The organism is Priestia filamentosa (assembly GCF_900177535.1).
Classification (GTDB): Bacteria; Bacillota; Bacilli; order Bacillales; family Bacillaceae_H; genus Bacillus_I; species Bacillus_I filamentosa.
In genome coordinates this window covers 282,205-304,568 of record NZ_FXAJ01000005.1, presented here as the reverse complement: position 1 = coordinate 304,568, position 22,364 = coordinate 282,205, and the positions used below count along the sequence as shown (strand labels likewise).

The following is a 22,364-nucleotide window of genomic DNA, read 5'->3' as shown; positions in this document are numbered from 1 at the left end:
ACAGAAAACCAAATTTCTTCTGCAAAAGCTGTTCGTGAAGTACTAGCAGCAGATGCTGAAGTATATGATCCACGTAAATACCTAGGACCAGCTCGTGAAGCAATTAAAGAGACTGTTATTGGTAAAATGCGTGAGTTTGGTTCTTCAAACAAAGCATAATTAAACATGTGAGGAAGTCTTTTTTACAAGCTTCCTCACTTTTATATCTTTCTTGTAACCGTTTTAAATAAAAGGAAAAAAGAAGGGATGAGGAAAATGAAATTTTTTATCGATACAGCGAATCTAGATGAAATCAAAGAGGCACATGAATTAGGAATTCTAGCTGGTGTTACAACAAACCCTAGCCTAGTTGCAAAAGAGAATGTATCTTTCGAAGAGCGTTTGAAAGAAATCGCTAGTCTTGTTCCAGGATCTGTAAGTGCAGAGGTTATTTCATTAAAAGCGGAGGAAATGATTGAAGAAGGAAAAGAGCTTGCTCAAATTTCTCCGAATATTACGATAAAAGTTCCAATGACTCCCGATGGCTTAAAAGCTGTTAAATATTTTTCTGAAGCGGGCATTAAAACCAATGTTACACTTGTTTTCTCTGCAAACCAAGCACTTTTAGCAGCACGTGCAGGTGCAACATACGTATCTCCATTTTTAGGACGTCTTGATGACCTTGGTCATGAAGGATTAGATTTAATTAGTGAAATTGCTGAAATCTTTGCAGTGCATGATTTACCAACGGAGATTATTGCTGCAAGTATCCGTCATCCATTACATGTTAAAGAAGCAGCGTTACGTGGTGCAGATATTGCGACAATTCCGTTAAAAGTTATCATGCAACTTTTCCACCATCCATTAACAGAACAAGGTATCGAGAAATTCCTACAAGACTGGGAAGCTCGTGTGAACGTTTGATAGATGAAAAAATCCCTCTAGAAATAGCTAGAGGGATTCTTTTGTTAGACCCATCCATTCCGAAGGGACTTAGACCATTTTTTAAAAGTATATTGAATCAGGAATAATGATAAGGTAATAAAGAAACTAATGGAAAAATTAATAGGCAGTATCCAAACATCTTCAAATAAATACCTTGAGAAAATAAATGATGGAATATTTAATGCTCCAACGATGATAGTAATCACAGTCCACAACTTTGAATCTGCGTTTTTAAGTAACTTCATGAAACAAGTAATAAGAAGAGCTAAAGAAATTAAGCTAATAAGATAAGGAATGATTGAAAATGTATCTTTTGAGAATCTGTCAAAGAATGTGCTAAGAAACTGCCCTGCTGTCTCCACAATAAACATCCACATAAGCATTAGGGTTCCAAAATAAAAGGCATTAATTAGATGAACTAATTTTGTTTCCTTAGGTAAGTTCGCTACAATGTCTTTACTATATCGTTTTAAGTCCCGCCCGAATAAATCTTCTGCATTTTTCCCATGTTTTTGTCCTGCGATTAAGTGCTCAATAATTTCTAAAAGCGTTTCCTCTGTTGCTCGTTCAGAAACATTGCTTCCTCTTACATAGGTAAGCACTATTTCGTAAGCAGCAGCATTTTCTTTTGTTAAACTTCTTTGAAGAATAGCATTCCTTTTAATTAGTTCCTCTGTAGTCAACGTTTTTTACTCCTTTTATAGTTTTTTTAGTTTATGTGATTGCTTAGCTGTAGGAGGTTTTTGTTTCGAGATGCTTTGAATATTTTTTAAATGCATACTGAAGAGTGAAAAGTAGACAAATAATAGAAGTGCTTATTAACAAGTTCATGGGAATTGTCCATACATCTTTAAAAATTTGATCTGTGAAAATGTATGAGATAGTACCGATGACGAACATAGAAACTCCAAGGGCAATCCAGCCTTTTGAGCTATATACACTATTTTTAATAGCTTTTAAAACTGCCCAAATGATAATCCATGTAAAAGGCCATGAAATTAAAAAGGGAAGGAGGGAAATATGGTCTTCTGAAAAAGCAGGGTAGAAGAGACCAATGATTTCTCCAATCGTTTTAGGAATAAACATCCACATGAAAATTAAAGTATTGAAATAAAGAATATTCATAAATTGAAGAGCTTTTGTTTCCTTTGGTAGATTCAATAATATATCATCACAATAAGCTTTTAAATCAGAGCCGAAGATTTCTTCCGCCTTTTTGCCATTTTGCTGTCCAATAATGAGATGTTCCAATATTTCAAGTAACGTTTCTTCTGTAGCTCGTTCAGATAGTGAGTTCAGTCTTATATAGACAACCATATTCTCGTAAACTTTTTCATTATGAGTATTTAGGGATGCCTGTAGTTCGCTATTCCTTTTAATAATATCTTTTGTATTCAAACTACATCTCTCCTTTCAACTGACTAACGGCACCAATGATATCATCCCAATTTTCTTCAAACTGCCTTAAGGCTTCTTCTCCTTCACTTGTCAGTTTGTAGTATTTTCTGTTTGGACCTGATGGGGAAGGTTTCATTGTTCCTTTAATCCATTTTAGTTTTTGCATACGAGCAAGCACTGGATAAATACTTCCTTCCTTCACCATAGTTAGCCCTGCCTGATGAAGTCGCTCACTAAGTTCATATCTATATACTTCTTTTCGAGAGATAACAAGCAAAATACAGCCTTCTAGTATCCCTTTTAGTAACTGGCTTTGATTATCCAATTGTTCTCATCACCACGATTCTTATCTATATTGTTTTGCAATGTACTTATGTTCATTTATTGAAATTTGAGGAAGTAAGAATTGTTTTTTTAGGCAAGAATGATATATTGTATGGTAGAAGAAAGTTTAGAATAAGAAAAAAGATAGGGATTAAAAAGGATTACTTTTTTCTTCATATGTGTGAAAAACCCTATCGTCATCCTTTTTTGAAAGTGTTATCATAAGGTAGTCTATTATAAATTGTTTAAAGTTTTTATTATTTTTGTAACATATAAGTTATTATCGGCAATAATGATGACGAACGTATAATACGTAACTCTGACATAGTAGAACATCGGTCTGCTAGAAAGGAGATTAACATGGAAAAATTGAAAATCGAAGGTGGTCACAAGTTAAAAGGTGAAGTAAGAATAAGTGGGGCTAAAAATAGTGCTGTAGCTTTAATTCCTGCTACGATTTTAGCTGAGTCGCTTGTTACAATCGAGGGTCTTCCTGATATTTCAGATGTTGCTATCCTAAGCAGCTTAATTGAGGAAATTGGCGGAAGTGTTTCAATGGATGCTCACGAGCTTAAAATAAATCCTGAAAAGATGATTTCGATGCCGCTCCCAAATGGAAAGGTGAAAAGGCTACGAGCTTCTTATTATTTAATGGGAGCTATGCTTGGAAGATTTAAGAAAGCAGTTGTTGGACTTCCTGGAGGATGTCATTTAGGTCCTCGTCCAATAGACCAGCATATTAAAGGTTTTGAAGCTCTAGGGGCAAAGGTAACCAATGAGCAGGGAGCTATCTATTTGCGAGCAGAAGAGTTAAAAGGAGCACGTATCTATTTAGATGTTGTCAGCGTTGGGGCGACAATTAATATTATGCTTGCAGCTGTAAGAGCAAAAGGGCGCACTGTTATTGAAAATGCGGCGAAAGAGCCGGAAATCATCGATGTTGCTACCCTTCTTACAAGCATGGGAGCACGTATTAAAGGGGCAGGAACAGACGTTATTCGTATTGATGGAGTTGATCATCTAAGTGGTTGCCGTCATTCTATTATTCCTGATCGAATTGAAGCAGGTACATATATGATAATGGCGGCTTCAATGGGAGAAGAAGTGTTAATTGACAATGTAATTCCTAAGCATATCGAACCATTAATTGCAAAACTTCGTGAGATCGGAGTAGAAGTGCAAACGAACGATGATCAAGTGCTTATTAGAGGAAAAGAAAACTTAAAAGCAGCGGATATTAAGACACTCGTTCACCCAGGATTCCCAACAGATTTACAGCAACCAATTACAGCTCTTCTAACAAAAGCGGAAGGGACAAGCATGGTAACTGATACTATTTATAGTGCACGCTTCAAACATATTGATGAATTAAGAAGAATGAATGCGTCTGTAAAAGTAGAGGGGCGTTCTGCTATCATTAATGGTCCAACAGAGCTTCAAGGAGCAAAAGTGAAAGCCTCTGATTTGCGAGCAGGTGCAGCACTTGTAACAGCAGGATTAATGGCAAAAGGCATCACTGAGATTACTGGACTTGAGCATATTGACAGAGGGTATAGCCATCTTGTTGATAAACTCTCAGGTTTAGGGGCGGTTATTTGGCGCGAACGTATGACAGAACAGGAAATTGAGCAATTTCAAAATTCTTAAATCACCGACTGGGGATGGATGAGAATGGAAAGAAGTTTATCAATGGAATTAGTTCGTGTAACAGAAGCAGCAGCTCTTGCATCAGGACGATGGATGGGAAGAGGAAAAAAAGAAGAAGCAGATGAGGCTGCTACATCTGCAATGCGTGATGTTTTTGATACAATCCCAATGAAAGGGACTGTTGTTATTGGTGAGGGAGAAATGGATGAAGCGCCAATGCTATATATTGGTGAGAAGCTTGGTACAGGCTATGGGCCCCGTGTTGACGTTGCTGTGGACCCTCTTGAAGGAACAAATATTGTTGCAGCAGGAGGGTGGAATGCCCTAGCTGTATTAGCTGTTGCGGATAACGGGAACTTACTTCATGCCCCTGATATGTATATGGAGAAAATTGCTGTAGGTCCAGAAGTTGTGGGCAAAGTTGATATTAATGCTTCTGTTATTGATAACCTGAGAGCGGTAGCAAAAGCTAAAAACAAAGATATTGAAGATGTTGTAGCAACCGTTCTAAACCGTTCACGTCATGAGAGAATCATTCATGAACTTCGTGAAGCAGGTGCACGCATTAAGCTTATTAATGATGGAGACGTTGCAGGGGCTATTAACACAGCTTTTGACAATACAGGTGTTGACATTTTATTCGGTTCAGGCGGAGCGCCAGAAGGTGTTTTAGCAGCTGTTGCTTTAAAATGTTTAGGCGGGGAACTTCAGGGGAAGCTTTTACCACAAAGTGAAGAAGAATTAAACCGTTGTAAAGAAATGGGCATTGCGGATGTTGATCGCATTCTTTATATGGACGACCTTGTAAAAGGGGAAGATGCTATCTTTGCAGCGACAGGGGTAACAGATGGTGAACTTTTAAAAGGTGTTCAATTTAAAGGATCTATCGGTACAACTCAATCACTTGTTATGAGAGCAAAATCGGGTACAGTTCGTTTTGTTGATGGTCGTCACAGTCTGAAGAAAAAGCCAAACCTAGTTATTAAGCCATAACGGAACTTTTTAACCATAATTAAAATTAGAGCTATCATATCTTGTATTTCTTTTCATAATGTACTATTTTAATAGTTGTATAAAGTCTAATGATCAAGCGTTGCCAGATAGAGGCAACGCTTGATATATTACTGGAATTTGTTTCCGTTTCTTTTGTGGTGACATTAGCCTAAAATGAAGGAAATGAAGGGATAAGCGCGAATTTATCTTTAATCCCCATTGCTGAGTCCCGTTTTGATAGCTCACCTTTTTTGTTGATTAAAAAGTGTAAAAAGGGTTAGAATAGAGAATGCTACACAAATAGAAAAACACTACTCTACTCTTTATACTTCTGTTTATCTTATCTCAACTGCTTTTTATCCAGAACAAAGTAGTAAAGATGAACTCCTACACGTTAGAAGTTTTAATTTATCTTCTCCTAAAATATAGATTGATCCCAGCGGAAAAATAGTAAAAGAATTATTTAGGAAGAACAGGCTAAACGAGTATTTAGTTTTTTTATCATTGTTTGTGCAAGCTTTCCTAATGCTTTATAAAATCTTGCATTTTTGAAAAATTTTATCTTGAAAAGTGGTGTTTTCCATGAGCTTAACATTATCGAGTTTAGAAAATATGAAATTAAAAGAATTATATGAGCACGCTCGTGAATATAGCGTTTCATACTATAGTAAGTTAACTAAAAAGGAATTAATCTTTGCAATTTTAAAAGCACAAGCTGAAAAAGACGGCTTACTATTTATGGAAGGTGTTCTTGAAATTATTCAATCAGAGGGTTTTGGTTTTTTACGTCCAATTAACTACTCTCCAAGTTCAGAAGATATTTATATTTCAGCATCTCAAATTCGTCGTTTTGATTTGCGTAACGGAGACAAAGTTTCGGGGAAAGTACGTCCTCCTAAAGAAAATGAACGTTATTATGGTTTATTACACGTGGAAGCGGTTAACGGAGATGATCCAGAGTCTGCAAAAGAACGTGTGCATTTCCCTGCCTTGACTCCAATTTATCCAGATCGTCAAATTACGCTTGAAACAAAACCAAATCACTTATCGACTCGTGTGATGGATTTGATTGCTCCTGTTGGTTTTGGTCAGCGTGGTCTTATTGTAGCCCCGCCAAAAGCAGGGAAAACAATGCTTTTAAAAGAAATTGCGAACAGCATTGCTACAAATAATCCAGAAGCAGAGCTTATTGTTCTTCTTATTGACGAGCGCCCTGAAGAAGTAACAGATATTGAGCGTTCTGTAGAAGGGGATGTTGTTAGTTCAACATTTGATGAAGTTCCAGAAAACCATATTAAAGTAGCAGAACTTGTTCTAGAGCGTGCTATGCGTTTAGTAGAACATAAAAAAGATGTGGTTATTTTAATGGATAGTATTACAAGATTAGCTCGTGCTTATAACTTAGTTATTCCACCAAGTGGACGTACTCTTTCAGGAGGTATTGATCCTGCAGCGTTCCACCGTCCAAAGCGATTTTTTGGGGCTGCCCGAAATATTGAAGAAGGCGGTAGTTTAACTATTCTTGCAACAGCACTTGTTGATACAGGTTCACGTATGGATGACGTTATTTATGAAGAGTTTAAAGGTACAGGAAACATGGAACTTCATCTTGATCGTTCACTTGCTGAGAAGCGTATCTTCCCTGCGATTGATATTCGTCGTTCAGGTACTCGTAAGGAAGAAATGTTGATCCCGAAAGAGCATCTTGATCATTTATGGGCAATCCGTAAAACAATGGCAGATGCTCCTGACTTTGTTGATAAGTTTATGCGTCGTTTACGTCAAACGAAATCAAACGAAGATTTCTTTCAAGCATTGATAGAGGAAAGAAAAGCGGTCACACACGGCAAACGTTAACATTTTCTTCTTATAAAACAATGCTATTGCAAAAGAAGTAAACCCTTGTTATAATTCAAAGATGTGCGACATCACGCAATTAGCGTGGATATAACTCTGTTTCAGATGATTCAGGGCGGAAGGAGATGAAAAACATGAAATCAGCAATTCATCCGGATTATAAAAAAGCAACAGTAAAATGTTCTTGCGGAAATGAATTTGAAACTGGTTCTGTTAAAGAAGAGGTACGCGTAGAGGTTTGCTCTGAGTGCCATCCATTCTACACAGGACGTCAACGTTTTGCTTCTGCAGACGGTCGTGTTGAACGTTTCAATAAAAAATACGGTCTTAAGTAATCGTAAATATGTACGATCAAAACAGGCAAGCGGCTCAAGCTCTTGCCTGTTTTTTACATAGTGAAACATAAAACGTTTATATTATCATAGGGCACCTAGGAAGATATGTATAAAACTTATCTTCTTTTTAATGTGGTTCGCTCTAAACATAGAAAAGCGTAACGTATGGAAAGCTACTTCTAAGGATATGTAAAGAGAGATGAATAACAAGGTAAGGAGAATTTGATGGCACAGTTATTTTTTAAATATGGCGCAATGAATAGTGGGAAATCAATTGAAATTTTAAAAGTGGCAAACAACTATGAGGAACAAAATAAAACAGTCCTTATGTTTACTTCTGGAATTGATACAAGAGATGAAATTGGATACGTCTCAAGTAGAGTTGGCCTTCGTCGAAAAGCTATTCCAATATTTGATGACACCGACATCTTTAATATTGTCTTGGATCATTCTCCAAAGCCGAACTGTATCCTTATTGATGAAGCTCAGTTTCTTAATAAAGATAACGTTTTACAGCTTGCTCGTATTGTAGATGAACTTAATATTCCTGTTATGTGTTTCGGACTCAAAAATGATTTTCAAAACGAACTTTTTGAAGGAAGTCGTTATTTATTAATTTATGCTGATAAAGTGGAAGAAATGAAGACAATTTGCTGGTTTTGTGAGCGCAAAGCAATTATGAATTTGCGCGTAGATGATGCTGGGAAGCCCGTATATACAGGTGAACAAATTCAAATTGGGGGAAATGATTCCTACTATCCAGTTTGTCGTAAATGTCATGCTAATCCGCCTCTATAAAATAAATAGTAATGGAAAAAGCGATGAAAATTCTTTTCTAATAAAAGAGTTTTTATCGCTTTTTTATAGAAAGGGAATGGTTGATCACCTTCATTTTTTAGGCTTATTTGCTTTTGACGTTTGCTGTAGCCTATACTATAATTATAATGTTATGGAGAAAATTTGATTTCCACTTGGAAGTGTCTATATTTCACTACTGTAAAGTGTAAAGTGAAGCATTTATTGGCATTTATTCAGATGTCTTTAAGACGCGATTAAGGGAATATAATAGAGGTGAAGAACGTGTTTGATCGTTTAGATTCAGTAGAAATGCGTTATGATAAATTAAATGAGCTATTGAGTGATCCTGAAATTGTAAATGACGCAAATAAACTTCGTGAGTATTCAAAAGAACAGTCTGATATTCAGGAAACAGTTGAAGCATACCGTGAATATAAAGAAGTAAAAGAGCAGCTTGACGAAGCAAAATTAATGCTTGAAGATAAGCTTGATGCTGAAATGAAGGAAATGGTAAAGGAAGAAATTTCGGAGCTTTCTGAACGTGAAGAAGAGCTTGTTGAACGTTTGAAAATCTTACTTGTACCAAAAGATCCAAATGACGATAAAAACGTAATTATGGAGGTTCGCGGTGCAGCAGGTGGAGATGAAGCAGCTCTATTTGCAGGAGACCTTTATCGTATGTACAGCCGTTATGCAGAAGCAAATGGTTGGAAAACAGAAGTAATGGAAGCAACCTCAACGGGCGTTGGTGGTTATAAAGAAATCATCTTTATGATTAGTGGAAAAGGCGCTTATTCAAAGATGAAGTTTGAAAATGGAGCACACCGTGTGCAACGTGTACCAGAGACAGAATCAGGTGGACGTATTCATACATCTACAGCAACGGTTGCTTGCTTGCCGGAAGCAGAAGAGGTCGAGGTTGATATCCATGAAAAAGATATTCGCGTTGACACCTTTGCATCAAGTGGTCCAGGTGGACAAAGTGTAAATACAACAATGTCAGCTGTTCGTTTAACACACGTACCAACAGGTGTTGTTGTATCATGTCAAGATGAGAAGTCTCAAATCAAAAACAAAGAAAAAGCGATGAAGGTTTTACGTGCTCGTATTTATGATAAATTCCAGCGTGAAGCACAGGCTGAATATGATCAAAACCGTAAACAAGCGGTAGGAAGTGGAGATCGTTCTGAGCGTATTCGTACGTATAACTTCCCACAAAACCGTGTAACAGATCACCGCATTGGACTAACAATCCAAAAACTTGATCAAATCCTGCAAGGTAAACTTGATGAAGTAATTGAAGCACTTATCATGGAAGATCAAGCTCAACGTATGGAAGAGTCGATGTAATGATGAAAAACAGAACAAAAATTTTTGAAGTCCTTAAATGGGCTTCTTCTTTTTTAGAAGAACATAATCGAGATCAAAATGCAGGTGAACTTCTTTTAATTCACCATTTAAAAACAACGCGCTCAAAACTTTTAGCTTCTCTTCATGATGAAGTAAGCCAGGAGATCTTCTCTGCTTTTGAAGCTGATGTACGACGTCATGCTGAAGGACTTCCAATTCAATACCTCATTGGGAAAGAGAGCTTTTATGGACGAGATTTTTTAGTAAATAAGGAAGTATTAATCCCACGTCCTGAAACGGAAGAGCTTGTCTTTCATGTTTTGCAGAAGATAGAGCAAAAGTGGGGAAGTAATAAGAAGCTGAACGCTGTTGACGTTGGAACAGGCAGTGGAGCAATTGCGATTACCCTTGCGCTAGAAAATTCAAATTTAGCTCTAAAAGCTATTGATATTGCTCGAACTTCAATTGAAGTGGCAGAACAAAACGCTCGGTTGCTCGGAGCAGCTGTTGAATTTTTAGAAGGAGATATGCTTTCTCCATTAATCAAGATGGAGAAAAAGGCAAGTGTTATCGTCTCTAATCCTCCCTATATCCCAAGTTGTGATATTGATACACTTTCCCCTGTTGTGAAAGAACATGAGCCAATGCGTGCTCTTGTTGGAGGAGAGGACGGGCTTGATTTTTATCGTCAACTAATGGAAGAACTTCCTTATGTATTAGAAAAAGACGGAATTGTAGCGTTTGAAGTTGGCGTTGGACAAACAAAGGATGTAGGAAACATGCTGAAAGAAACTTTTCCGACAGCGGATGTAAAAGCAATTGATGACATTAACGGCAAAGATAGAATTGTTCTAGCAAGTCTTTAAGTCAAGTTCCTTTTTTAGGAGAGGAACTTCTTGTCTGAAAAAATAAAAGAATAATAGTTTTTCAAGGTTTAAGAAAGCAAATTTTGCCCATACTGTTCTAGTGAGAGGGCGGTGTGGGAAATGAAGAAACAAGCAATCATTTTTTTATTACTTTTATTTGTAGGAGCATATCTTCAAGTTACAGGGAATGGAACAGCACAGGCCACTGAACGAACAGTTATTCCAAATGACGCTATAAGGCTTCGAATTCTAGCTAATAGCGATAGTGATAAAGATCAAAAAGTAAAACGTATGGTTCGCGATGAAGTGAACAAGGAAATTAATAAGTGGGTAGAAGAGCTAACGTCTTTTGAGGAAGCTAGTAAAGTAATTCAAAGTAATCTTCCAGAAATTAAGGAAATTGCTAATAGAGTTCTTAAAGAACAAGGGTTTTCATATGAGGCAAACGTTAAATTCGGTAAAGTATCATTTCCAACAAAGCTTTATGGGAATTTATTATATCCTGCTGGGGAATATGAAGCAGTATTGATTACGCTTGGAGAAGGTGACGGCGCAAATTGGTGGTGTGTATTATTTCCACCTATGTGTTTCCTTGATTTCTCAAATGGTCAAGCTGTGCCAGAACAAGAAGGTGTAAAAGCTTCTGAATCAACTTCAAAGCCGGTGAAAGAAGAAGTGACACAACCAGAACCATCAGTAAAGGCAAAGGAAGCAGAAATAAAAAATATTAAACCAAAAAAGAAAGAAAGCAAAAAAGAAGAGAAAGAACAAAAACCAGAAGTGAAGTTCTTTGTTGTAGAATGGTTTGAAAAAGTGGTCTCCTAGTTCTATTTCTCTTTCCACCTCATAGAGTAGGTAGTAGATACCAAAGACTAGGGGGAGAGAGAGATGCATTTACGCTATGCTGAGAAGAGTGATGCAAGAAATATACTTGCCTTTATTGAGAAAGCTGGAGTTGATTCAGAAGGGATTAAGGAGCAAATACAACATTTTGTTTTAATGGAGGACAAGCAAGGAAATCTACAAGGAACGCTAGGTATTTATAAACTAGGTGATAAAGGGCTTCTACGTTCTCTTATTATGAGTGAAAAAGTAAGTCAGGAAGAAATCTTAGCGCTCTTTCATGAAGCTTTTCGACTTGCATGGCAAAAAGAGTTGAAAGATTTGTACTTAGTGACGAATAAAAGCAGTGCTTTGCCGTTTTTCCATCTGCTTGGTTTTCAGGAAGTTGCTCCAGTGAGTTCACCATCTGCTTTTCAACGATTTTATCAAGAAGCTGTTGAGGAAAATGAAGAAATTCATTTTATGCATTATAATGTAAAGAAAGAAGCGTAGAAAAGCTGTTGATAACTTTTATGAAAAATACTATCCACAAAGTTATTAACAATCCAGCGCCTTTTATCCACAAAATGTGGACGAAGGGCGCTTATTGGTGCTATTTTTAATAAAAAAGTGAGTAGAACCCCTATTTTAATGGGGATAAATAAAAAGATAATAGGAGGTAAGAAGATGAAAACAAACATGTGGATTGTGGATAATTCAGAAAATAATGTGAATAGTTATCCACAACTCGAAGAAGCTGCTTCTTTATTAAAAAAAGGGGAAGTTGTGGCTTTTCCAACAGAAACAGTTTACGGTCTTGGAGCAGATGCAACAAATGATAAAGCGGTGAAGAAGATTTTTGAAGCCAAAGGTCGACCAAGCGACAATCCTCTTATTGTACATATTGGGAATGCTAATCAGCTTGATGGACTTGTTGAGGAAGTACCCTTAAAAGCTAAAAGGCTAACAGAAGCCTACTGGCCTGGCCCGCTTACGCTCATCTTAAAAAGTAAAACAGGCATCTCTCAAGGAGTGACAGCAGGGCTATCAACAGTTGGTGTTCGTATGCCTTCACATCCTGTAGCTCTTGCTCTTCTCCAAAAAGTAGACCTTCCTATTGCAGCTCCAAGTGCAAATTTGTCTGGCCGACCTAGCCCAACTACTGCACAGCACGTTTACGAGGATTTACAAGGAAGAATTGTGGGGATCGTTGATGGTGGTCAAACAGGGGTAGGTCTTGAATCAACAGTATTGGACTGTACATGTGAACCACCCCTTATTTTGCGACCAGGTGGTATTACAAAGCGACAGTTAGAAGAAGTTATCGGAGAAGTTGAAGTTGACCAAGCATTATTAAAAGAAGAGGAGAAACCAAAATCTCCTGGTATGAAATACACGCACTATGCACCAAATGCTCCTCTTTTCATTGTATCTGGAACACGAGAGTTTATGCGAGAGACTATTATGAAAGCACAAGAAGGCGGAAAGAAAGTAGGCGTCCTTTCTACAGAAGAAAATTATTCTTTTTATCCAGGAGATAAAGTCATTGTATGCGGACACCGAGAAGATCAAGCTTCAATTGCTGCCTCTTTATACGATTCATTGCGGGCTTTCAATCAGGAAGATCTCGATATTATCTATAGCGAAAGCTTTGAAAGAGAAGGATTAGGAGAGGCGATTATGAATCGTCTTGTTAAAGCTGCAGGACATAAAATCATTTCAGAAGAATAGAAACATTCTAAACCCCTTTGGACGTGCATATGGTGAATTAGGATATGTACATCTGAGGGGGAGAAAAAATGACCTTGCCTGATTTTGCGAGTGAGTTTCTTACGTTATTTGTGATGGCATTTGCACTAGGAATGGATGCTTTTTCAATCGGTCTTGGAATGGGTCTTATTCAATTGAGGATGAAACAGATTTTTTACATTGGACTAACTATTGGCATTTTCCATTTCATTATGCCTTTGTTGGGAATTGGAATGGGACGTTTGCTTTCAGAGAAATTTGGGATGTTTGCAACATATGTTGGAGGAGCTCTTCTTCTTTTTCTTGGCATTCAAATGATTTACTCGTCTTTCAAAAAAGGGGAAGATATACTAATAAAACCTGTTGGATTTGGTCTTATTGTTTTTGCTTTAAGCGTTAGTTTAGACAGTTTTTCAGTTGGACTTAGTCTAGGGATTTTTGGAGCGAAAACTTTGCTTACTGTTATTGTGTTTGGAGCTGTCAGCATGGTATTAACGTGGATAAGCCTTTTACTTGGACGTCGTGTTCAAGGATTGTTAGGGTCTTATAGCGAGGTGCTTGGGGGAAGTATCCTTCTTGCGTTTGGTATAAAATTGCTCTTGCCATTTTAAATTTTTATAATAGAAAGAAGATGAACAAAAGCTCAGAGATTTGAGCTTTTTATTTTTTAGAGAGAAGGTTGATTACATGAAGAGAGTTTTATTCGTTTGTACAGGTAACACGTGCCGTAGTCCAATGGCTTCTGCATTGCTGAAGGAAAAAAAAGATTTTGAAGTCCAGTCAGCTGGGATATTTGCAGGGAAAGGAATGCCAATTTCCGCTGCAGCCTCTCAGGCTTTATTAGAAAAAGGAATAGAGCATAATCACCGCTCACAGCCCTTTACATTAGAGCTTGCAGAATGGGCTGATTATATTTTTACGATGACAAATCAGCATAAACAATTAATTGTTAGTCAGCACCCCTTTACTGCCAAGAAAACATTCACATTGCATGAATTTTCTACTTCAGCAGTTGGAGATGTACAAGATCCATATGGGGGGGATCTCTCTATCTACCGAGAAACCCTCAGTGAATTAGATGAACTTATTCATCAACTTATCCTTAAATTAGCCGATAAATAGGGCAGAAATCCATTATCTCTAAATGTTGCATGGAAGGCATTGTAGAGGATAATTTATCGGATAAGTGAGGGGTCTTTATGTCGAAGCAATATAAATTTAATTTAAGATTTAAGCTTGTATTTTTCACTTTTATTTTAGCAATCATCACCTATTCTACAAGTGCTTTTTTCTATATCTTGTCTACCCGCAGGCAGGAGAATTGATGAGTCAGACAGTCTTTACAGCTCTTGTTCTCACGCTTGGGATATTTTGGACAGGGTTGTTAATGTTTTTAGCAACAGGTTTCATTATCCGTCCTTTGCAACAGTTAGAGATTGTAGTAAATAAAGCAGCTGAAGGTAATCTCAGTGATGAAGTAAATCTAAAACTTTCAAATGATGAAATCTATGATATTGGACAAGCTTTTAATAGAATGCTGCAAAATATGCGTGACATAATTATGACTATTGAAGAGAACACAAATAAAGCAAATGAGTGCATGCTTCAAATCTCTAATTTAGCAGATAATGCCTTTAGACATTCTTCGCATATTTCCCAAACAATTGATGAAATATCGGAGGGCGCTGAAAACTCTGCAGCTGCTATTGAAGACACAGCAGAATCTATTGAGCATGTGCTTGTTCTAGCAGGAGATGTGCGGGAAAAAGCACTACATTCAAAGCGTCCTTTCTGAAACAATGGTTGAAGCTCTAGATGGAACAAGTGAAGCAACAGTTGGGCTTATAAAAGGACTAGAACGATTGGTTGAGCAGAATGGTTAATCTTTGCAAGCTGTTGGCCAACTTGAGAAACACGCTAAACAAGTAGAAGATATTACCTCACTTGTAGGGGATATTTCGAGACAAACAAATTTGCTTGCATTAAATGCCTCGATTGAAGCAGCACGGGCAGGAGAGCATGGAGAGGGATTTGCTGTTGTAGCAGAAGAAGTGCGTAAATTGGCTGATGAAAGTGCACAAGCTGTAAAAAGTATTACAAAGCCTATTCAAAATATCCAAAATGGAATTAGTGAAGCTGTAAATCAAATTCATCACCAAGTCGAAATCGGAAAGCAAGAAGTGTTAAAAGGGGATAAAACACAAAAAGTATTAAAAGATTGTGAAAGAATCTGTTTATGAGGTTTCTTCCTCTGTTGAAACTATTGTCTCTTTCTCGCAGCAGCAAGTACAAAACATAGGCCAAACATCAAGTCAATCTCAGGAAGTAGCAGCAATCGCTGAAGAAACATCAGTAGGTGCAGAAGAAGTGAATGCTGTAATTAAGGAACAGCTTTATTTAATGAAAGAAGTTAGTAATGTTGCGAAATATTTAGCAGAACAAGCTGAGCAATTGAAATTCACAATTCAACGTTTTAAGTTATAATGAAGGAAAGTTCAAATATTAACCGTGAAGAGGTGTTTACTTTGAGTGATGACTTCAGCAGTCTAGCGAGTGATTTCCAAGCAATGTTGACTGATTTTTCAGAACAAGTTTCTTTGCGTGATAAAACATTAGTTATTGGTTGCAGTACAAGTGAAGTGAGCGGGGAGAGAATTGGAACAGCAGGCAAGAGCCCTGTAGCAGAAACGATTTTTTCTTCTTTGGACAAGCTTAGTAAAGAAAAAGGAGTCAAATTAGCTTTTCAATGTTGTGAACATTTAAATCGGGCTATTGTTGTTGAAAGGGAGACAGCAAAAGAGCATGGATTAGATCCGGTAAGTGTTATTCCAGCAGCAAAAGCTGGCGGATCAATGGCAACGTATGCTTACGAACATATGAAAGATCCTGTTGTAGTGGAAGAAGTAAAAGCTGAAGCTGGAATTGACATTGGTGACACATTTATTGGAATGCATTTAAAAGCTGTTGCTGTTCCTGTTCGGTGTCAAAGCAATAAACTGGGAGAAGCACACGTTACTTTTGCTACAACAAGACCTAAGTTCATTGGTGGGGCCAGAGCAACATATGCTTAAAGATTAGGCTTATTAACATATATTTTCATATTGAAAATCAGTTAATGTTCGTGTTTAAATAGAGATGGACATTGTTATTTGCTCTTTTTCTATTTGTTTTTATATAAAACATGAACTTTTATAAAAAATAGCCTCTCATAGTTAAGTAAATGTGCTACAATAGGGAAAGACTTAGGACTAAATAACAAAAAGTACCGTAAAAGAAGGGGAGGACCACCATGGAAAAACTTTCAAAACAAGATCCAAAAATCTATAATGCCATTCAAGATGAGCTATCAAGACAAAGATCTAAAATCGAGCTGATTGCTTCAGAAAACTTTGTAAGTGAAGCTGTTATGGAAGCACAAGGTTCAGTATTGACAAATAAATATGCAGAAGGTTATCCTGGCCGTCGTTATTACGGCGGATGTGAGCATGTTGATGTTGTTGAGGATATCGCACGTGATCGTGTAAAAGAACTTTTTGGGGCAGAACATGCTAATGTTCAACCTCACTCAGGTGCACAAGCTAACATGGGTGTTTATTTCACAATTCTAGAACAAGGTGATACGGTTCTTGGTATGAACTTATCACACGGTGGACATTTAACGCACGGAAGTCCTGTTAACTTCAGCGGTGTTCAATATAACTTTGTAGAGTACGGCGTAGACGAAAAAACACATCTTATTGACTATAATGATGTAAGACAAAAAGCAATAGAACATAAACCAAAATTAATTGTTGCAGGTGCAAGTGCATACCCACGTGAAATTGATTTTGCTCGTTTCCGTGAAATTGCTGATGAAGTTGGCGCATATTTAATGGTTGATATGGCTCACATTGCTGGACTTGTTGCAGCTGGTCTTCATCCAAACCCAGTTCCATATGCCGATTTTGTAACATCAACAACTCATAAAACATTACGTGGACCTCGTGGTGGTTTAATTCTATGTAAAGAAGAGTTTGCGAAGAAGATTGATAAAGCGATCTTCCCAGGTCTTCAAGGTGGTCCACTTATGCACGTTATTTCAGCGAAAGCAGTAGCGTTTGGAGAAGCATTAGAGGAAGATTTCAAAACATATGCTCAACAAATCATTAATAATGCAAAAGCATTCGCAAGTGCTCTAAAAGAAGAAGGATTCTCTATTGTTTCAGATGGAACGGACAACCATTTAATTCTAATCAACGTAAAAGAGATGGGATTAACAGGTAAAGTAGCTGAAGAAGCTCTTGATTCAGTAGGAATTACAACAAATAAAAATGCTATCCCTTATGATACAGAAAGCCCATTTGTAACAAGTGGTATTCGTATTGGTACTGCAGCAGTTACAAGCCGTGGTTTTGGGGAAGAAGATATGAAAGAAATTGCTTCAATTATGAGTCTAACATTGAAAAATGTAGAAGATGAAAGCAAACTTGCAGAAGCAAAAGAACGTGTTGAAGCTTTAACAAGCAAATTTGAACTTTACCCAACATACTAAAAATCAAAAAGGCACGTCTTGAGGACAGCTCAAGGTGTGCCTTTTTATCGTCTTAAAAAAGCTTCATTCTAGAAGAAGGACTTGAACTCACTTTTTTTTTTCTGTAAAATAAACGCAATGTGTTTATTTCGTTTAGGCGATATTACAAACGAACCGTTATTTATGATAAACAGTATTACATATTGCTGGTAAATGCTTTTCACTTTTTATTGCTGTGCGTACTTGACGGCAGAACATGTGAGGCTAACAAGATTTGAGAGGTATTCTAAAAGTAAGATTTCTTATTTTAGAATGCCTTGTTCCATGTGTAACATTTTAACTAAAGGAGATGTAATTGTGGGAAAAGTATATGTGTTTGATCATCCGTTAATTCAGCATAAGTTAACGTATATTCGTGATAAAAGTACAGGAACGAAAGAATTCCGTGAGCTTGTGGATGAAGTAGCAAGCTTAATGGCTTTTGAAATTACAAGAGATTTACCTTTGCAAGAGGTAAACGTTGAAACACCAGTTTGTGAAGCTACATCAAAAGTATTAGCAGGTAAAAAACTGGGGATTGTACCAATTTTACGTGCAGGTCTTGGAATGACGGAAGGAATTTTAAAACTTATCCCTGCGGCAAAAGTAGGGCATGTTGGTTTATATCGTGATCCTGAAACATTAAAACCAATTGAATATTACGTAAAACTTCCTCGCGATGTTGAAGAACGTGACTTTATCGTTGTAGATCCAATGTTAGCTACAGGGGGATCTGCGGTTGAAGCGATTAACTCTCTGAAAAAACGTGGAGCAACAAGCATTAGATTTATGTGTTTAGTAGCAGCACCTGAAGGAGTAGAAGTGATGCAAGAAGCTCATCCAGATGTTGATATTTATATTGCAGCATTAGATGAAAAGTTAAACGATCACGGCTATATTGTGCCAGGTCTTGGGGATGCAGGAGACCGTTTGTACGGAACGAAATAAACAAAATAAAAGGTGATGAAAAATGGCTAAGCGGATTAAAGTTATGACTATTTTTGGGACGCGTCCGGAAGCAATTAAAATGGCTCCTCTTGTACTTGAACTAAATAGTCGCTCAGAACAGTTTGAATCAATTGTTACAGTAACAGCACAGCATAGAGAGATGCTTGATCAAGTTCTGTCCATCTTCAACATTACACCAGACCACGACCTTAACATTATGAAAGATCGCCAAACACTTATGGACGTAACAACAAGAGGTCTTCAAGGTCTTGATGCTGTAATGAAAGAAGTGCAGCCTGATATTGTCCTTGTCCACGGAGATACAACAACAACTTTCATTGCAAGTTTAGCAGCATTCTACAATCAAATTGTTGTTGGACATGTTGAAGCTGGATTAAGAACATGGAATAAGTACTCTCCGTACCCTGAAGAAATGAATCGACAATTAACAGGTGTGCTAGCAGATTTACACTTTGCTCCAACAAATAAATCAGCAAATAACTTAAAGATAGAAAACAAAGAAGAAGAAAACATCTATATTACAGGAAATACAGCCATTGATGCACTTCAGACAACAGTAGACGAAAGTTATCATCATGAAATCTTAGAAGGTCTTGGTGACCATCGTTTGATTCTTTTAACAGCACACCGTCGCGAAAATTTAGGTGAGCCGATGCGCAACATGTTTAAAGCGGTAAAACGAATTGTCGAAGAGCATGAGGATGTACGAGTAATTTACCCTGTTCACCTTAATCCAGTTGTGCGTGAACTAGCTGATGAGGTGCTTGGCAATGATCCGAGAATTCAGCTTATTGAACCCCTTGGAGTTGTAGATTTTCACAACTTTGCTTCACGTGCACATATCATCCTAACAGATTCAGGTGGAGTGCAGGAAGAGGCGCCTTCATTGGGTGTTCCTGTTCTTGTTCTTAGGGACACAACAGAGCGCCCTGAAGGAATTGAAGCAGGAACATTGAAGCTTGCAGGATTAGAAGAAGAACATATTTATAAGCTTACAAAAGAGCTCTTAGAAGATAAGGATGCATATGAGCAAATGGCACAAGCCTCTAATCCATATGGAGATGGACGTGCTTCAGCTCGTATTGCAGATGCTATTTTGTATCACTTTAAACAAAAAGAAAATCGACCTGATACATTTAATCCATAAAAGGTCTATATTGTAAAGAAACATCTCTCGCATGAAAAGCGTTGTTTGTGAAACGCTATATGAGAGGTGTTTTTTTATGAGAAAATGTTTCTTTATAAGTATTGTTTTATGTTTTCTATTGCTACCTATAGAGGTATATAGCCAAGCTTTTGAAAAACCTCCTTCAATTGACAATGCTCTTTCTCAGAAATTACAAAAGACCATTATTGTAGTAAAGAAGGGACATCTTCAAGAAGCTGTAAGAAATGTAAAGACACATTATCCGAATGTGAAAATAAGGAATATGTATCATCAGGTTTTTGAAGGTTTTTCAGTAGAAGGGCTTGGTATAGATCTTCAAGCAATCAAGAAAGAAAAGTGGACAGAACAGTTATTTGGAGTAACTTATTATCAGCAAACAATGAATGAGAGTGTTCCATTTATTGGTGGAGATGAAGTGAGAGGGATCTTTGACAAAGAAAACAAGCGTTTAACAGGTAAAGGTGTAAAAATCGGAATTATTGATACAGGTATTAACATGCTTCATCGCGATCTTCAACATTCATACAAAGGTGGCTACGACTTCGTTGATATTGATGAATACCCAATGGAAACGGTGGAAAAGCAAGGGCCTCCTACTTATCATGGAACGCATGTAGCAGGCATCATCGGTGCAAACGGTAAAATGAAAGGCGTAGCTCCAGAAGCTGATATTTATATGTACAGAGCACTAGGGCCAGGTGGGATGGGAAGTTCAGAGCAAGTTATTCTAGCAATAGAAAAAGCAATTGAAGAAAAAATGGACGTGTTAAATCTTTCTTTAGGAAACGAAATTAATGGTCCTGATTGGCCCACAAGTCTAGCTGTAAATGAAGCTGTTCATCAAGGTGTCGTAGTTGTAGCTGCAAATGGTAACTCAGGTCCTGATTTATGGACCGTCGGTGCTCCAGCAACCGCTTCTGAGGCTATTTCAGTTGGTGCTTCAGCTCCGCCATTAAAGTTGCCTTATCTTGAAGTTAACAGAAAGAAGGTTGCGCTTCAAAAGCTACAAGGATCGCCAAATTGGAATTTAGAACAAAGTTATGAAATTGTAGCAGGGGGTTATGGACAAAAGAACGAATTAGAAGAGGCAAGAGGAAAAGTAGTCCTTGTAAAAAGAGGGAAAATATCATTTACAGAAAAAGCGCTTAATGCTGAAAAAGCTGGAGCAAAAGGAGTTCTTATTTCAAACAATAAGAGGGAAAGGGGATTATTTTCTGGTGCTCTTCAATCTGAGCTTAGAATACCCATCGCAGCAATTAGTTATAATGATGGAAAAGAGCTTCTTTCAAAGAAGAAAGATAACCGCCTTTATGGAGTAACTCAATATGAAGAGATTCAAGATAAGATAGCTCCATTTAGCTCTAGAGGACCTGTTACAACAACGTGGGAAATTAAGCCAGATGTATTAGCTCCAGGGATGGAGATTAATAGCACAGCATTGAAAGACTATATGTCTCTTCATGGTACAAGTATGGCTGCACCACATGTAGCGGGAGCGTGTGCTCTCATTTTACAAGCTCATCCAACCTGGTCTCCAAACCAAGTGAAAGCGGCTCTTATGAATACAGCAATATCTCTTCAAGATGATAAAAAAAGAAACTTACCTGCTTATGTTCAAGGAGCAGGGCGCATTGACTTAAAAAGAGCTATTGAACAAACATTGTTTGTTACTCCATCTTTATCACTTGGAATTGTTCATGAAACCAAAAAGGGTGAAATAACGAAAAAGGCTACTCTAACAGTTGAGAATATAAGTGAAGAACCTAAGAGACTTAGCTTACAGTTTCCAAAATATGAAGGAATTCGTTGGGAGGCACCTTTATTTATAGATGTTCTTCCGCATGAAAAAAAAGAAGTTATAGTAAAGGCTATTATTGAGAACGCAAGGCTTAAAAAAGGGCTTCATGATGGATTAGTTTCCATAAAAGACTCTACTCGTGAAGTTCATCTTCCATATCTCTTTATTGTAGGAGAACCTAATTATCCTAAAGTTATGGGATTTCAATTTTCACGAGTTAAAAGTGACGATCTCTATCAATATGAGCTTTTTTTACCTGAAGGAGCAGATAAGTTAGGGATAGCTCTTTATGAAAAAGATACATTAAGATTTGTTCAATATGTTGATGTTCGTGAAAATATTGGAAGAGGACGATTTACATCTGTTGTTGAACGTTCATTACTTCCTGTGAAAGGGGAGTATAAAGCAGTCATTTTTGTGTATAAAAATGCAAAACAACAAACTTTTGAAGGTGAAATAAAAATAGAATGAATAGTAAACAAACCTAAATGTTAAGCACGTTAACATCTAGGTTTGTTTGTGAGAAAATATGACGAAAATGTGTACAAAAGCGAAGTTTTGGATGAATAAAGATGATTTTCACTTTAAACACATTGACATGAATATAGTCGTATTGTATGCTAACAGGGGATATGAATGGTAAGGTTTTCACACCCTAAAAAAAGTTGTAGTATCAATGTTTTTCCTCATAAAATCAACCAATTTATAAAGCCTTGTTTTTTTACAATTAGTAACAAATTTTTCCTCTCACACCCAACTCTTAAACATCAAAATTTCAAGAAATTATTAAAAGAATTTTAAAAATATTAAAAAAATG

Annotated in this window: 25 protein-coding genes; 22 read left to right on the top strand and 3 right to left on the bottom strand. The window is 37.1% G+C overall.

Features of this window, described 5'->3' with window-relative positions; all coding sequences use genetic code 11:
• Nucleotides 1-159: class II fructose-bisphosphate aldolase (locus B9N79_RS19260; protein ID WP_338090235.1), on the top strand; the 159-nt coding region annotated here is incomplete at its 5' end.
• Between the two features lie 96 nt (nucleotides 160-255).
• The gene (gene fsa, locus B9N79_RS19255; RefSeq protein ID WP_019394777.1) at nucleotides 256-903 is read left to right on the top strand and encodes a fructose-6-phosphate aldolase; all 648 of its coding nucleotides are present in this window, start codon (nucleotides 256-258) and stop codon (nucleotides 901-903) included.
• A 44-nt stretch (nucleotides 904-947) separates the two neighbouring features.
• Here fsa and B9N79_RS19250 read toward each other — a convergent pair whose 3' ends face one another.
• Genes B9N79_RS19250 through B9N79_RS19240 form a run of 3 tightly spaced genes read right to left on the bottom strand, consistent with a single transcriptional unit; the run spans nucleotide 948 to nucleotide 2,647 of the window.
• A complete protein-coding gene (locus B9N79_RS19250) occupies nucleotides 948-1,607 on the bottom strand; it encodes a DUF1129 family protein (protein ID WP_048896892.1) in 660 nt (219 codons plus the stop codon).
• A 43-nt stretch (nucleotides 1,608-1,650) separates the two neighbouring features.
• Nucleotides 1,651-2,322 carry a hypothetical protein gene (locus tag B9N79_RS19245; RefSeq protein ID WP_052264471.1) on the bottom strand — a complete coding sequence of 224 codons (672 nt, stop codon included), beginning with the start codon at nucleotides 2,320-2,322 and terminating at the stop codon, nucleotides 1,651-1,653.
• A gap of 1 nt (nucleotide 2,323) precedes the next feature.
• Nucleotides 2,324-2,647, bottom strand: a complete 324-nt coding sequence (locus B9N79_RS19240; RefSeq protein WP_040060340.1) for a PadR family transcriptional regulator — start codon at nucleotides 2,645-2,647, stop codon at nucleotides 2,324-2,326.
• 359 nt (nucleotides 2,648-3,006) lie between these two features.
• Between B9N79_RS19240 and B9N79_RS19235 the strand changes: the two genes are divergently transcribed.
• The 20 genes from B9N79_RS19235 to B9N79_RS19150 all read left to right on the top strand — a co-directional run bounded on the left by B9N79_RS19235 (nucleotide 3,007) and on the right by B9N79_RS19150 (nucleotide 22,018).
• Nucleotides 3,007-4,293 carry a UDP-N-acetylglucosamine 1-carboxyvinyltransferase gene (locus B9N79_RS19235; protein ID WP_085118809.1) on the top strand — a complete coding sequence of 429 codons (1,287 nt, stop codon included), beginning with the start codon at nucleotides 3,007-3,009 and terminating at the stop codon, nucleotides 4,291-4,293.
• A 24-nt stretch (nucleotides 4,294-4,317) separates the two neighbouring features.
• Complete coding sequence (glpX, locus tag B9N79_RS19230; RefSeq protein WP_085118806.1) at nucleotides 4,318-5,286, top strand: class II fructose-bisphosphatase; 969 nt, start codon at nucleotides 4,318-4,320, stop codon at nucleotides 5,284-5,286.
• Between the two features lie 582 nt (nucleotides 5,287-5,868).
• On the top strand, nucleotides 5,869-7,143 hold the full coding sequence (gene rho, locus B9N79_RS19225; RefSeq protein ID WP_019394783.1) for a transcription termination factor Rho: 1,275 nt from the start codon (nucleotides 5,869-5,871) through the stop codon (nucleotides 7,141-7,143).
• A 134-nt stretch (nucleotides 7,144-7,277) separates the two neighbouring features.
• On the top strand, nucleotides 7,278-7,478 hold the full coding sequence (gene rpmE, locus B9N79_RS19220) for a 50S ribosomal protein L31 (RefSeq protein ID WP_019394784.1): 201 nt from the start codon (nucleotides 7,278-7,280) through the stop codon (nucleotides 7,476-7,478).
• A 225-nt stretch (nucleotides 7,479-7,703) separates the two neighbouring features.
• Nucleotides 7,704-8,276 (top strand): thymidine kinase, encoded by a 573-nt coding sequence (locus tag B9N79_RS19215; RefSeq protein WP_019394785.1) that lies wholly within the window; start codon nucleotides 7,704-7,706, stop codon nucleotides 8,274-8,276.
• A gap of 273 nt (nucleotides 8,277-8,549) precedes the next feature.
• Nucleotides 8,550-9,626, top strand: a complete 1,077-nt coding sequence (prfA, locus tag B9N79_RS19210) for a peptide chain release factor 1 (protein WP_081496143.1) — start codon at nucleotides 8,550-8,552, stop codon at nucleotides 9,624-9,626.
• On the top strand, nucleotides 9,626-10,492 hold the full coding sequence (prmC, locus tag B9N79_RS19205) for a peptide chain release factor N(5)-glutamine methyltransferase (RefSeq protein WP_082023745.1): 867 nt from the start codon (nucleotides 9,626-9,628) through the stop codon (nucleotides 10,490-10,492). Before prfA ends, prmC begins: the two co-directional genes overlap by 1 nt.
• 120 nt (nucleotides 10,493-10,612) lie before the next feature.
• Nucleotides 10,613-11,317: a stage II sporulation protein R gene (gene spoIIR / locus B9N79_RS19200; protein WP_040060336.1), complete on the top strand. Its 705-nt coding sequence runs from the start codon at nucleotides 10,613-10,615 to the stop codon at nucleotides 11,315-11,317.
• Nucleotides 11,318-11,380: 63 nt separating this feature from the next.
• Nucleotides 11,381-11,827, top strand: coding sequence for a GNAT family N-acetyltransferase (locus tag B9N79_RS19195; protein ID WP_040060334.1), 447 nt, complete (start codon nucleotides 11,381-11,383; stop codon nucleotides 11,825-11,827).
• Between the two features lie 174 nt (nucleotides 11,828-12,001).
• Nucleotides 12,002-13,045 carry an L-threonylcarbamoyladenylate synthase gene (locus B9N79_RS19190; RefSeq protein WP_019394790.1) on the top strand — a complete coding sequence of 348 codons (1,044 nt, stop codon included), beginning with the start codon at nucleotides 12,002-12,004 and terminating at the stop codon, nucleotides 13,043-13,045.
• A gap of 68 nt (nucleotides 13,046-13,113) precedes the next feature.
• A complete protein-coding gene (locus B9N79_RS19185) occupies nucleotides 13,114-13,674 on the top strand; it encodes a manganese efflux pump MntP (protein ID WP_040060332.1) in 561 nt (186 codons plus the stop codon).
• A 76-nt stretch (nucleotides 13,675-13,750) separates the two neighbouring features.
• The gene (locus B9N79_RS19180) at nucleotides 13,751-14,185 is read left to right on the top strand and encodes a low molecular weight protein arginine phosphatase (protein ID WP_040060330.1); all 435 of its coding nucleotides are present in this window, start codon (nucleotides 13,751-13,753) and stop codon (nucleotides 14,183-14,185) included.
• 202 nt (nucleotides 14,186-14,387) lie between these two features.
• A complete protein-coding gene (locus tag B9N79_RS25880) occupies nucleotides 14,388-14,858 on the top strand; it encodes a HAMP domain-containing protein (RefSeq protein ID WP_123796586.1) in 471 nt (156 codons plus the stop codon).
• A 91-nt stretch (nucleotides 14,859-14,949) separates the two neighbouring features.
• Nucleotides 14,950-15,303 (top strand): methyl-accepting chemotaxis protein, encoded by a 354-nt coding sequence (locus tag B9N79_RS25875; protein ID WP_120045928.1) that lies wholly within the window; start codon nucleotides 14,950-14,952, stop codon nucleotides 15,301-15,303.
• Nucleotides 15,284-15,547 (top strand): methyl-accepting chemotaxis protein, encoded by a 264-nt coding sequence (locus B9N79_RS25870; protein ID WP_120045929.1) that lies wholly within the window; start codon nucleotides 15,284-15,286, stop codon nucleotides 15,545-15,547. Before B9N79_RS25875 ends, B9N79_RS25870 begins: the two co-directional genes overlap by 20 nt.
• 83 nt (nucleotides 15,548-15,630) lie before the next feature.
• Nucleotides 15,631-16,134 carry a TIGR01440 family protein gene (locus B9N79_RS19170; RefSeq protein ID WP_040060502.1) on the top strand — a complete coding sequence of 168 codons (504 nt, stop codon included), beginning with the start codon at nucleotides 15,631-15,633 and terminating at the stop codon, nucleotides 16,132-16,134.
• 218 nt (nucleotides 16,135-16,352) lie between these two features.
• A complete protein-coding gene (gene glyA / locus B9N79_RS19165) occupies nucleotides 16,353-17,594 on the top strand; it encodes a serine hydroxymethyltransferase (RefSeq protein ID WP_040060328.1) in 1,242 nt (413 codons plus the stop codon).
• 336 nt (nucleotides 17,595-17,930) lie between these two features.
• Complete coding sequence (upp, locus tag B9N79_RS19160; protein ID WP_019394797.1) at nucleotides 17,931-18,560, top strand: uracil phosphoribosyltransferase; 630 nt, start codon at nucleotides 17,931-17,933, stop codon at nucleotides 18,558-18,560.
• A 22-nt stretch (nucleotides 18,561-18,582) separates the two neighbouring features.
• The gene (gene wecB, locus B9N79_RS19155; protein ID WP_040060327.1) at nucleotides 18,583-19,728 is read left to right on the top strand and encodes a non-hydrolyzing UDP-N-acetylglucosamine 2-epimerase; all 1,146 of its coding nucleotides are present in this window, start codon (nucleotides 18,583-18,585) and stop codon (nucleotides 19,726-19,728) included.
• Nucleotides 19,729-19,804: 76 nt separating this feature from the next.
• Nucleotides 19,805-22,018 (top strand): S8 family serine peptidase, encoded by a 2,214-nt coding sequence (locus B9N79_RS19150; RefSeq protein WP_040060325.1) that lies wholly within the window; start codon nucleotides 19,805-19,807, stop codon nucleotides 22,016-22,018.
• The last annotated feature ends 346 nt before the right edge of the window (nucleotides 22,019-22,364 follow it).

Bases quoted from the DNA above. Each gene is read 5' to 3' on its own strand.
- fsa (WP_019394777.1), top strand. From the start codon at position 256: ATGAAATTTTTTATCGATACAGCGAATCTAGATGAAATCAAAGAGGCA.
- B9N79_RS19235 (WP_085118809.1), top strand. From the start codon at position 3,007: ATGGAAAAATTGAAAATCGAAGGTGGTCACAAGTTAAAAGGTGAAGTA.
- glpX (WP_085118806.1), top strand. From the start codon at position 4,318: ATGGAAAGAAGTTTATCAATGGAATTAGTTCGTGTAACAGAAGCAGCA.
- rho (WP_019394783.1), top strand. From the start codon at position 5,869: ATGAGCTTAACATTATCGAGTTTAGAAAATATGAAATTAAAAGAATTA.
- rpmE (WP_019394784.1), top strand. From the start codon at position 7,278: ATGAAATCAGCAATTCATCCGGATTATAAAAAAGCAACAGTAAAATGT.
- B9N79_RS19215 (WP_019394785.1), top strand. From the start codon at position 7,704: ATGGCACAGTTATTTTTTAAATATGGCGCAATGAATAGTGGGAAATCA.
- prmC (WP_082023745.1), top strand. From the start codon at position 9,626: ATGATGAAAAACAGAACAAAAATTTTTGAAGTCCTTAAATGGGCTTCT.
- spoIIR (WP_040060336.1), top strand. From the start codon at position 10,613: ATGAAGAAACAAGCAATCATTTTTTTATTACTTTTATTTGTAGGAGCA.
- B9N79_RS19195 (WP_040060334.1), top strand. From the start codon at position 11,381: ATGCATTTACGCTATGCTGAGAAGAGTGATGCAAGAAATATACTTGCC.
- B9N79_RS19190 (WP_019394790.1), top strand. From the start codon at position 12,002: ATGAAAACAAACATGTGGATTGTGGATAATTCAGAAAATAATGTGAAT.
- B9N79_RS19185 (WP_040060332.1), top strand. From the start codon at position 13,114: ATGACCTTGCCTGATTTTGCGAGTGAGTTTCTTACGTTATTTGTGATG.
- B9N79_RS19180 (WP_040060330.1), top strand. From the start codon at position 13,751: ATGAAGAGAGTTTTATTCGTTTGTACAGGTAACACGTGCCGTAGTCCA.
- B9N79_RS25880 (WP_123796586.1), top strand. From the start codon at position 14,388: ATGAGTCAGACAGTCTTTACAGCTCTTGTTCTCACGCTTGGGATATTT.
- B9N79_RS19170 (WP_040060502.1), top strand. From the start codon at position 15,631: ATGTTGACTGATTTTTCAGAACAAGTTTCTTTGCGTGATAAAACATTA.
- glyA (WP_040060328.1), top strand. From the start codon at position 16,353: ATGGAAAAACTTTCAAAACAAGATCCAAAAATCTATAATGCCATTCAA.
- wecB (WP_040060327.1), top strand. From the start codon at position 18,583: ATGGCTAAGCGGATTAAAGTTATGACTATTTTTGGGACGCGTCCGGAA.
- B9N79_RS19150 (WP_040060325.1), top strand. From the start codon at position 19,805: ATGAGAAAATGTTTCTTTATAAGTATTGTTTTATGTTTTCTATTGCTA.